This window comes from Cellvibrio sp. (assembly GCF_039207905.1).
Classification (GTDB): Bacteria; Pseudomonadota; Gammaproteobacteria; order Pseudomonadales; family Cellvibrionaceae; genus Cellvibrio.
In genome coordinates this window covers 1-11,888 of the sequence record NZ_JBCECX010000019.1, presented here as the reverse complement: position 1 = coordinate 11,888, position 11,888 = coordinate 1, and the positions used below count along the sequence as shown (strand labels likewise).

The following is an 11,888-nucleotide window of genomic DNA, read 5'->3' as shown; positions in this document are numbered from 1 at the left end:
ATTTAACAGTGGAATTTTCATCCGAAATGCGAGCAGAATAAATTTTGTGTAACACTAATGAAAACTCCTGTTAGTAAATGCGTAAAAAATTAAATGAATTAAACTTGGCCAACCGGCACTGCACCCAATGTAGTTATCAGAGCCTCAATCGCCTCAAGCTGTGCAGGCTTTGTTAGATGATTATCAAAACCAGCTTCATGCGATTTACATTTGTCCTCTTCCGCTCCCCAACCGGTTAGCGCTACTAATTTTGTATCTCTCAACCCTTCCACTTTTCGCATTGCCGATGCGGTTTGATAACCATCCATATCCGGCATTCCTATATCGAGAAAAACAATATGAGGTTTACAGCTCTCTGCTATTTTTATTGCTTCCACTCCACCATATGCAACGTAGAGTGTGTGACCACCGAACTGCAATAATGCAGACAAGCTTTCTGCGGCATCGACATTATCATCCACTACCATAATGCGCAGTGGTTGAGGCTCTGTTCTACGAACTGCAACTGCTGGCGTTTTTGCACCAATGAGCGATGCTTCCTCGATAGATAACTTGACTGAAAATTTACTTCCCAGCCCTTCCGAACTCGTAACATCCACCGTGCCGCCGTGCATCTCAACAATCTGTCGAACTAGTGTTAAACCGATGCCAAGCCCGCCTTGTGCGTGCCCAATATTTCTATCCACTTGCTTGAACATTTCAAAAATTGATTGCTGGGCTGCCGCTGGAATGCCGATGCCGTTGTCTTCCACCGACAAAATTACTTGTTGTCCGTCAACTTTCACAGACACATCAATCCGCCCACCAAGAGGGGTATATTTAGCTGCGTTGTTCAATAAGTTAGTAATGACTTGAGCAATTCGAATTGCATCAACGTGGAGCATCAATGAATCGTCGAAGATATTAATTGTTAGCGTGTGTTGACCACTCTCTATTAATGAAATACTGGCCTCTACCGCGCTCGCAATTAATTCCTTTATTGCGATGGTTTCCTTCTTGAGAACAATCTTCCCACCGTTTATGCGTGAGATATCGAGCAGGTCATCCACTAAATGAACCATGTGCGTGACTTGACGTTCCATCATCTCGCGAGTTTTTTCCATTGGAATCGTGCTATCTCCACCCATGCGCAATATTTCCAAGCCATTGCGAATCGGTGCCAAAGGATTCCGTAGTTCATGTGCAAGAGTGGCAAGAAATTCCGTTTTACGTTTATCTGCTTCAGCTAGGCTATCCGCAAGTCGGCGCAACTCATCCACTGCTAGCTGCTCGACAGTTACATCGCGGAAAATTTTACTAAAACCGTGAACCTGATTCGCTGAGTCTTTCAATGGCACCAGTACTCCGTCCGCACAAAAGCGACGCTCATCCTTGCTCACGTACCAACGTTTGTTGGAGGCAAGACCATCAAGTTTTGCCAGACTTAACTCTATTTGTGGATACCCTGCAAAGCGGTCTTCCGCTGTATAAATTAGGCCAATTGATTGGCCAATAGCCTCGTTCGCCGACCATCCAGTTACAACAGATGCATCACCTTCCCATTCAGTGATTGTTCCGTCGATATCGGTAACGATAAATGCGTATCCTTTAGCGTTCTCCAAAATTAGGCGTATACGTCCGTCTTTGACGCTGAGCTCAGAAAGATAACGGGAGCGTTCACTCGCTGCTAAGGCTTCGGTTCGTTTGTGCAACTCAATATAGAATGCGACCTTCGACTTCAGCACAGTCGAGTTATAGGGTTTGTTCAGATAGTCAACTGCCCCCAATGAATATGCTTCCTCGATAGGAAAATCATCTGGGCCGGATGCCGTGATAAATATTATCGGCGTGGAGGACCGGGTTCGAATAATCTGGGCAACTTCAAGCCCACCGATAGTAGGCAGATAAAAATCTAGCAAAATAACTGCGAAGTCATAACGCAATGCCTGCCTGAGCGCCTCTTCTCCCGATGCAGCAAACACCAGATTTACATCAAGCCCCTTAAGCACGGCTCCGAGCGTAAGCAAATTAGCTCGCTCGTCATCTACGACTAATATATTGACCATTGTTGTTGTCATTTTTATCTCGGTGTCGAAGGATGGTATCTGGAGAAACAGCATGGAACACTGCAATACTTTCAAAAATTGTAAAAATTACCATCAATATATGGCTTAGGATTTCATTATTCTGGATGCTTAGCTCATTCAATTATCAAAATTAATCACGCCCAAGTGAAAAAGAACTGTGTGATTTACTTTTTAAATCGTCATTTACAATGCTGCTGGCTTTTGCCCAAGTTTCAACACTAGCCTGGAAGTCTAATCACACCACAATTGCAACTTTGCACGCCACTCTTCGAAACGCTAATGCGATTTTTAGACCAGATGTGCGGCATCCCACATAAAGCAATACATTCATCACTAATTTGTTACCAACTTGCCCAAATACCCCCCCCAAAGTACAGCGTGATCCACCGGGTGGCGTCGGAGATTTGCCCAACATGTGCACCTCATGGCTCGTTGCATCAAAGGGAATTCTTATCGAACGGGCGTCTGCACGAAATGCATGAATAGTTGGGAATGATCGGGATTAAATGCAAGAACGGTATACTTCAGAGATACAGATCAGGTTGACTATTAGCAGAAGCTTGGATGGGGATGGTATTGATATGCATAAATGCTGCTACACCAATTCAACATAGGAATTTTTTTGTGGGTAGCAAGTTCCAACACTCTAAATCACTTAGTTTTTTGCAACACGAACATTTACGAGCAATTGGGATAACAATTTAAAGTCGAAAGGCTTAACAAGATGATAATCAAAGCCCGCCTCCGTAGTAAGGAGACGATCCCGATCTTGACCAAAACCAGTTTGAGCAACGATGAGTGTGTCTTTGAACTGGGAGTTTTTCCGCAATTCGCGGCACAAATCATGGCCGTTCATACCCGGCAAATCTATATCTAGAAGGATGGCATCGGGAATGAATGTATTCGCCAAAACAAGAGCATCAACTCCATCATGCGCCAATTTGGTTTCATGGCCCTCCAGCTCAAGAATCCAACTCATTGTTTGAGCTGAGGCAACATTGTCGTCCACTACAAGAACGCGCAATGTATCTACATTTGTCAGTGCAAGATTCTCTTCATCGTGGTCAGTACACGATGTACCGACGTCTGGGGCAGTTGCAAGAGGCAGGGAAATTGTGAACGTACATCCCTGGTTCAACCCTGAACTAGTCGCTTTGATAGTGCCACTGTGCATATCAAGAAACTGCTTCACAAGAGCTAGCCCAATGCCTAGTCCCCCTTGTGAGCGCTCCAGATTACGATCAACCTGAGTGAAGAGGTCAAATACCTTCGGCAGCATATCTGCCGGGATACCCTGCCCAGTATCGGTTACGGAAAGCACTGCATTCCCACTATCACTGTAAGCGGAAACAACAATGTGTCCACCACGAGGGGTGTATTTGACTGCATTATTGAGTAAGTTGCTAATGATCTGAGCGATACGGGTCGAGTCTGCATCAATCCAAATAGGCTCTTCCGGCAGACTGAGCGTAAGTGAATGGGAGTTACGCTCTATGAACAGATGACATATTTCAACCGCATCATATACAGCATTTTGTAAGGTGATTTTCTCCCGGCGCAGTTCGATTTTGCCTTGGCGTATCCGTGATACGTCTAGCAAATCATCGATCAGTCGGACTAGATGTACTACTTGCCGGTCCATCATCGGAAGCAATTCCTGCACCTTATCGCCAGTAGAATCTGCACGCATGATTTGAAGCGCGTTGCGAATTGGGGCGAGAGGATTACGAAGCTCGTGCGCCAATGTAGCCAAAAATTCGTCTTTACGACGATCAGCCTCCGTTAGCGCAATTTGAGTTTGCCGTAGTGCTTCTTCACCCTTTTTTCGCTCAATTAAATCAGCTGCCTGACGAGCAAGAATATCTAGCAAATTAAGATCACGATCAGATGGAGTATGGTTGCGTGTCCAATGCGTGGAAATCATTCCCAGCAACTCCCCACTGCGCGAAAAAAGCGGCGTAGATTGAGCAGCCAAAACTCCTGCACGTGCAAACATTTCGTGATCGGGAGTGTTAATAACATGCTCGCAGTTGTACATGTCCGAAGACATAACGCGTTTGCCAGTCCACATAGCGACAGCACAGAGGGTACCCGATCCATCACCCACCCACGCCCAAAACTCCCTACCTTCCTGACTCAGCCCGCTGGACGCCAGTAGCTTCAACTCTCCCTTTGTTCCTCGCTCTGGGTAGTACATCTGCATACTTGCAAAGTCTGACTGCATTATCGTCAGAGCGGCGTCAGTGATTTCAGAATAAAGCGAATCGACATGTTCTTCGTATATCAAATGGGCACTAATACTTTGTAAAAGCTTGGTATCCGCCAACTCCATTTGTAATCGCGCTTCACTTTGACGCAACGATTCTTCTACCTGCTGACGCCCGACCTGATTTACTGCATCAAGCTGGATATTCTGGATGATGCTTTCCGCCTTGCTCAACTTGAGTCGTAAAGCGTTGTTTTCCTCCTCCAGATCGGAATAGGATTTCGGCGGAAACGCGATGGGCATCGGCATAATGGATGATCTGACCTGATTCTGGAATTTAGTGAAGCCGCAGCGCTTCAGCGGAATCAAACATGTGTTGAATGGTACGCTAGAAGATGCGAGCGAGATAGTCAATTCCGCTCAAAAAGAAATCACATGCAACTTTTCATGCCAACATATTGATAATGGCTATACCATATACAGTCAGCCATCGGGCGGATGCGAAGGGGCCACACGAGATCAGACGCCGATGGGACTGCTCAGCATCTCCGAAGACCTCACTTATACCTAAGTCAAAAACAATTTAACTCCCATCCTCGAAAGCTTATAAAATCCTAACCGTATTCTCATCACGCCCACCATTAAAAAAAGCAGTTATGCAACAAATAATTTCCCGGCTTTCAAATAATTATTGCTTCGTTGCAGGCTTAACGGCAGAAACAATTAGAGTAAAAGGTGTAGCTCACTCACCACAACTTCTTTTTGACCAATTATGGGAGGAAATTAATTAGGGGTTGACTAAATAATATGGCTTTTGCACAGGATCAAGTCATGCAACACAGAAAGTATTTATCCATTTTTATTTTTTGAAATTATTCTTGGTGTAAATTTTTAAAATTAATGAAAGCGAACACCCCTCATTGAATGAGGGATGTTACTTAATCAGGATCAGTTGTTAATAGTCAGATCCTGATATTGGCGACCATAATAACTATGGACATTTTTAGCCCAGGTTTCATCAGCCATATCAGGCCAATCATCTTTATCAAATCCAGGAGCATTCTTCAGGCGCTCCTTATTAACATCGAGTATGAAGCGCTTATTCTCGGTGTCGAGTGTCAAAGCACTCCAAGGTACTGCGAACAACTTTCCACCCAGCCCAAGGAAAGTCCCGAATGAAAGCACGGCATAGCTGATTTTACCGCTAGCAACATCCAACATAATTTCTTTGATGTCGCCCAAACTATCGCCTTCGCGATTATAAACGTCATTCCCGTTCAAGGTATCTGCCCCCATCAAACGAGGACCGGGGCCCTTGTCGTGGCTATGCAGTTGATTAGCTTTATAAATCCCATAAGTGTCACGAGTTTCGTAGTTCATAATTTTTCTCCGAAGTAGACAAATGATGTAATTGCAAAACTTGTTGATTATTTGCAGAGTGAAAATAAAACACTACATATTCATTAACCGTTCGGAAACGAACGCTAACAGCTTTGTTTTCCATTTAGAATGGAGATAATTTAGTTGAACTATTTCGTGTATGAGTAATTCAATGACTTACCAATCACATCAAATCAACCTATTCTCCAACGCGAAACTTATATAGGAATTTTACTTAGAGGGGAAAGCAATGGGTAACTCAGATAATTTTGGTTGGATTGCTATCATTTTTCTTGTGATCACCGCATTAGTAATAATGGCGATTCGGGTAAGAAACCGAGCAGCTAAAAGTGACAGCGTAGGTAAAACTGAAAAGGACTCTATTGAGAGTAGCGTTTCAATAAAGCCACGTGAAAACACCAGAAAATTAGACTAGCTAAGGCTTTCGCGTTATCAGGCCAAGATCACTGCAAGTGCGATACTAGAGGCATTATAACTCCCGTTAACTGCTTAAGGAGTCTGCATGTCAACCATGCCACGTAAAGGCCAGCATCAGAAAAAACTAACTCGCCAAGAGTTTCATGAAAAATTCCAAAACTCTTTTATTGATCCGACCTTCATTAAAGTAAAAGATGAATTGGCAAGTGTAGAAAATATAGCTTGGAATAATTACATTGAAGGTGGGCACAAGGCCCCCCTCACAGAGAAAGCAGGACCAGATTTTCATGATCCTAATTATGATTTGTCTATTGAATGGAAAATTACCCAGAAGCGACTCGTTGAAGCAGAGAAAAAACAAAAAGATCTGGCAACAAAATCGAGAGTCCTTTTGATAAGCGGTTCAGCCCGAAATGATGCAACGTGCCCGAGCGAAATATCTAAAACCTCTCGACTGTTATCTTTGGCGGCTAGCGAGCTCGAAAATGCCGACATCGAAACTGACATACTTGATTTGAGCCTATTAACGTCGGATTACGATAAACACATCCATCCTTGCAAAGCCTGTGTCTCAACGGCAATGCCACTTTGCCACTGGCCATGCAGTTGCTATCCCAACCATGCTCTACGCCAAACTAATGATTGGATGGCAGAGATTTACGAGAAATGGGTAGCCGCCCATGGAGTAATTATCCTCACTCCTGTTTACTGGTATCAAGCGCCCAGTGTGCTGAAGCTAATGATTGATCGACTGGTTTGCGCGGACGGAGGAAATCCCGATCCAACACTTACGCAAGGCAAAGATGCACAAAAAGCAAAAAAAATTGAACTAACAGGATGGAATTATCCAAAACACCTTGCAGGTCGCGCTTATGGTTTATTTGTACACGGGGATGTAGCAGGAATCGAAGGTTTGCGGCGCGAATTGTCAGACTGGCTTGATTGGATGGGATTGATTGATGCTGGCCCGTCTGCCCGACTGGATCGCTACATCGGTTACTACGAATCTTACGCCGAGAGTCATGAAGTTTTGGATAAAGATGAATTAGTACAGAAAGAAGTTCGTAACATCGCAAAAGCGGTAGCCAACGCCGTTTTAAAAATTCGTGAGGGCATATTGGAACAACCGGACAATAATGTAGAACCAGTACGGCGGAAATAAACTTGAGATATATTTTGATAATGTTGATTGTGCTTCTCGGTGTAGCAGTTCTGTACTTCAAAGACCGGATGCTGCTATCGCCGCACGACGCTTATTACTCGGCACTGCTACGCGAAAACCTCAAGGTGACTGCTGAGCGTTGGAAGATGGAAGCGAATGAATCCTTAGCCACCCCACTACAGATATCCCTACCATACAGCGAGCGCCGTCTGCTTGAAGCCAACCACTTACAACCAATCGCTTTTGCGTTTAATCTAAAAATGGATGAACTCATTCAAGTTCATATCATTCCATCACAAAATACGCGGGCAGAGATTTTCGTGGATGTGTTTTATGCAGAAGACACTATCACTGAACCAATTCGCATTGGCAGTATGGATGCGAAAGAACAACAACTTAAGATAGCCGTCGAACATACAGGTAAGTATATGGTGCGCATTCAACCATCCCACTCGGCGCAAGGATTAATAGATGCCATCATAACTTCGCCACTACGCTATGGCTTTCCCGTTGATACCGACCGTGAAAATGCAGTGCAGAGCTTGTTTGGTGTTGGTCGCGATGGCGGAACTAGACGGCACGAGGGGATTGATATTTTTGCACCGCGCGGCACTCCGGTAGTTGCGGCTGAAACAGGTCAAGTTACTCGTGTGGGGGATACTCCACGGGGCGGAAAAAATGTATGGGTTCGGGGTGATCAGCGTTCTTTTTATTATGCGCATCTTGATTCAATCGCGGTTTCACCCGGTGACCGTGTTGTGCGTGGGGAAGTTCTCGGAACCGTAGGAAACACCGGTAATGCAGTCACTACCAGTCCGCATTTGCATTTTGGGATATACAAATTCGCGCAGGGCGCCGTTGATCCTTTGCCGATGGTTGGTCGAAAAAAAGTGATAGATACTTACACTCCACCACTCACTGAACTGGCCCCGCGCTGGTTGTCCATCAAAACAGAGAGTGCAAATCTACGCAGCGGCCCCTCCTCAAAAGCCAGTTCTGTTGCTTCCTTAGTGAGAACAGAGCTAGTACAAGTGGACTCAGTTGCAGGGGATTGGCTACGGGTGACAACAGGCAATGGTACAAACGGATTTATTGCCCGGCACTTAACAGGCGCCCCCTCCGAATCAGTATTAACGCTTACTGAAAACCATATAGCTTTTTCCTTGCCCAATAACACCGCACCGGTCATTAGTAATTTTTCTGTGGGAGATAAATTACAGGCTTTAGGTCGCTTTGGTAGTTTTGTATGGGTCAAAATGCCGGGTGGCTTTTTTGCGTGGGCCACGGCTGCGAAACAGGAAAATTTAGTAAAGATCCACGGTCATAAAAATCAATAACAATAAAGCGTTTTACTTATCTGACGTTGAAGATGAAAGCAGCCAGATTGCGAATACAGAAAATAAGGCAAGTGCTAGAAATCCCATTTTTACTACTCCTATAGAACACCTGAAAAAACCTTCATTACCCAAACGTAAAGTCGGCATCAGTCCACTTTAATAATTTCATTCTTCCTATGAATAGTCGCTGAAAAACATATCGATTAAGAGGCCTATCGCACATAGCATAAGCATGTGAAAAGAACATAGTAAATCATTAGATTTACTTCAGGACGGCCTAAGTTAGCTCGTTTAATCTAACCTGCAAGATAATGTTAGTCTGTAGGAAATTGCCGTCAATTATGTGAGAAAATACCCATTCATGGCCCTGCATCTCGTTCTGACCAAAAGCAGTACCGGAGATCAAATACAAATTATAAAAAGTTAAAGTAGTCCTGTTCTAATAAAAACCGGCAGAATTATATGCGCCTATTTCCTGAAAAATTTCCGCTTATAATTCGTTGCAATCTCAACGTTGTTTAACGTTAAACTATTACCTCATTTATACATTTACTTGGCTATCGAATGGCATATCTTCCTGTCTTTTATCTCACCAAACGTCACCCTTCGGCGATTCTGCTGCTAGTCCAGCTGATGGGAATGTTGCTGTATCCATTCCTTGAAGAAACGCAGGCGGGACTGGTTGCCTTCAACGCCTTTGGTGTGACAGTGCTGGCACTTACCACGCGTATGGTAAAGCGCACGCCGGGGCTAACCTGGATTAGCGTGACTCTAGCCACCGTCATCATCGCACTGCTAGTGCTGCAAACTTTTTTTGGAATGAATCACTTGCTGCCTTGGAGTTCGGGCTTGGAAGCGATTTTTTACTTCTACGCCGCAGGCAGCTTGATCGCCTATATGATGGAGGATCTACGAGCCACGACCGACGAACTATTTGCTGCCGGTGCGACCTTTACTTTGCTGGCTTGGGGTTTTACTCACTTGTTTATGCTGATCCAACTACTTCAACCTGGTGCTTACGGCGCCGCGATCAACCCGCAGGAAATGCGTACCTGGACAGAGCTTAACTATCTTAGCTTTGCGCTTCTGTCGAGCACGGGGATTGGCGATGTTATTCCATTGACCCCGCATGCACGTGCGGTGGCAAGTGTCGAAATGTTTGTGGGCTTACTCTATCTAGCTGGTGTAGTAGCAAGATTGATTGGCCTCACGATGCAATCACATTTAGATGACACACCGAAGTCTTAAGGGGCAATTCTCGTACCTTGATTCCACCATAAATATTTACAACTGCTCTTGGTCACAACTAAATTCTTCTAGTGCACAAGCTTATTTTATCGTTTAAAGATTTTTTATTAACATCCCGAGGTTATCAAATGATTTGTATTGTTTATATCAGCTCTGCCAAACTTGGCTTAACCCACAGTGAGATAAACAACATCGTAGAAGACTCCCGGATTAATAACGAAAAACACGGATTAACAGGATTATTGCTTTTCAATAGTGGCAATTTTATGCAACTGCTGGAAGGTGAAGAATTAATTGTAGATACCTTGTATACAAAAATTGAAAAAGACCGCCGTCATAGAGACGTTAAGCTTTTATTGAAAGAGCCTATTACTCATAGGAATTTTAGCAACTGGACAATGGGTTATAAAAACATCGAAAATTTGAGAGAAGTGAAACCTGAGCTTCATAATTTATTTTTAACTGAAGATTTGAATTTTTCCATCTATCAGAATAACCCATATCGAGCATTGAAATTTCTGGAGACTTTCAAGAGGATAATTTGATCTCGGTTTTTCACGAATGATGCCTGCATTCGGCCTTTGAGGACACTGCGCCGGAAATAAAAAATGGGCACTGAAAATCTTTAGATCAACTCTTTGTTGAGAAAATTACCTTAACGAAAAACTCGTCAAGAATTGGAAGTCAGCATCTCATTCTCCAGAGATTCGTTTCTTTCCCAAAACCAATATCGATTATGGCTTGAGATAGTTGCGGAATTACAACCGACTTAGCCTGTAGGAAAAGGGCTCTACAACCAGGTTTTATCGAACACGTGATGAAGCCATTAACACACATAAAATAAGCGCATTGCTCAAGAAATATCTGGAAACTTGACGATGCCCATAAAGAGTCCAGCCGGAGTGAACTTGTGAGTGAACAACAAAAAATGAATTGGTTAAGTGGCGGCGGTGAAGCGGGCGATCTTATTCGATCAAAAGATTGGTCAAAGACTCCATTGGGCCCTATCGAGGAATGGCCACAAAGTCTGCGTACGGCGGTCAGCTTGTGCTTGTCCTCGACCTTCCCGATCCTGATTGCTTGGGGACCGGAGGATATTCAAATCTACAACGACGCTTATCGTCCGATTTGCGGCCCCAAGCATCCTGAAGCCATCGGCCAAAACTTTAAGATCTGTTGGGCTACCGCATTACCTGTCGTTGGCGATGCATTTGATCGCGCACATGAGGGTGAAGGCACGTACATTCGCGACCAGCGAATGTTTCTTGATCGCTACGGCTATTTGGAAGAGGCGTTTATGACGTTCTCTTTTTCACCTATCGGTGTGGAGTCGGGCGAAGTGGGCGGTGTCTTTCACCCGATTTCAGAAACGACCGATAAAGTCCTCGGCGCGCGTCGTACAGCGGTGCTACGTGATGTGTCGGCCGCGATTGCAAAAAGCCTGTCTATCGAAGAATTGTGCGAAGCGCTGACACAGCGTTATGAGTCGATGGAACTCGATCTGCCATTCGTTATGTTTTATCAACTGAATGGCAATAAGCTGCAACGGATGGGGATTGCCGGACTCTCCAGTGACTCAAGAATGGCCCCCCAATTGATTGATCTGGGTAATGTTGAATTGGGCAATACCGAGGGCTGGCCTTTTGATAAGGCAATGCAGTCATCAACCATTACCACAGTAAATAACCTTCAGGAACGATTCGGCGATGAACCGTCGGGTCCCTATCCTGAGGCACCTTCGAGCGCACTGATGCTGCCAATCATGGTAGTCGGCTCTGAGAGACCATTCGGCTTCCTCATTGCAGGGGTCAGTGCACGGCGTGCGCTCGATACCGAATATTCGGACTTCTACGCATTGCTGTCGAATGCGGTAAGCACAGCAGTCGCCAACGTCGTGGCCTACCAGCATGAGCAACGCAAGGCGGAGGAGCTAGCCGAGATTGATCGCGCCAAGACCGCGTTTTTCTCTAATGTCTCGCACGAATTCCGCACTCCACTCACGCTAATGGTCGGCCCGCTGGAGGATGCTCTCGCTGATAGCGACGAACCAC

The 11,888-nt window shown here is 44.8% G+C and carries 9 protein-coding genes; 6 read left to right on the top strand and 3 right to left on the bottom strand.

Features of this window, described 5'->3' with window-relative positions:
- Positions 1-98: 98 nt before the first annotated feature.
- From AAGC78_RS12785 to AAGC78_RS12775, 3 genes are all read right to left on the bottom strand, one after another.
- Complete coding sequence (locus tag AAGC78_RS12785) at positions 99-2,057, bottom strand: response regulator (RefSeq protein ID WP_435784475.1); 1,959 nt, start codon at positions 2,055-2,057, stop codon at positions 99-101.
- 664 nt (positions 2,058-2,721) lie between these two features.
- Positions 2,722-4,686: a hybrid sensor histidine kinase/response regulator gene (locus AAGC78_RS12780; RefSeq protein WP_435784474.1), complete on the bottom strand. Its 1,965-nt coding sequence runs from the start codon at positions 4,684-4,686 to the stop codon at positions 2,722-2,724.
- Between the two features lie 534 nt (positions 4,687-5,220).
- On the bottom strand, positions 5,221-5,652 hold the full coding sequence (locus AAGC78_RS12775; protein ID WP_435784473.1) for a PRC-barrel domain-containing protein: 432 nt from the start codon (positions 5,650-5,652) through the stop codon (positions 5,221-5,223).
- A gap of 250 nt (positions 5,653-5,902) precedes the next feature.
- On the opposite strand from AAGC78_RS12775, the gene AAGC78_RS12770 reads away from it, so the two are divergent.
- The 6 genes from AAGC78_RS12770 to AAGC78_RS12745 all read left to right on the top strand — a co-directional run.
- Entirely contained in the window at positions 5,903-6,088 is a 186-nt protein-coding gene (locus tag AAGC78_RS12770; RefSeq protein ID WP_435784472.1) for a hypothetical protein, read from the top strand.
- 87 nt (positions 6,089-6,175) lie between these two features.
- On the top strand, positions 6,176-7,252 hold the full coding sequence (locus AAGC78_RS12765; protein ID WP_435784471.1) for a flavodoxin family protein: 1,077 nt from the start codon (positions 6,176-6,178) through the stop codon (positions 7,250-7,252).
- Between the two features lie 2 nt (positions 7,253-7,254).
- Positions 7,255-8,589, top strand: a complete 1,335-nt coding sequence (locus AAGC78_RS12760; protein WP_435784470.1) for a peptidoglycan DD-metalloendopeptidase family protein — start codon at positions 7,255-7,257, stop codon at positions 8,587-8,589.
- Positions 8,590-9,153: 564 nt separating this feature from the next.
- Entirely contained in the window at positions 9,154-9,837 is a 684-nt protein-coding gene (locus AAGC78_RS12755; RefSeq protein WP_435784469.1) for an ion channel, read from the top strand.
- Positions 9,838-9,965: 128 nt separating this feature from the next.
- Positions 9,966-10,382, top strand: a complete 417-nt coding sequence (locus tag AAGC78_RS12750; protein ID WP_435784468.1) for a BLUF domain-containing protein — start codon at positions 9,966-9,968, stop codon at positions 10,380-10,382.
- A 365-nt stretch (positions 10,383-10,747) separates the two neighbouring features.
- Positions 10,748-11,888 (top strand): hypothetical protein (locus AAGC78_RS12745; RefSeq protein WP_435784467.1); only part of this gene is annotated, 1,141 nt, incomplete at its 3' end.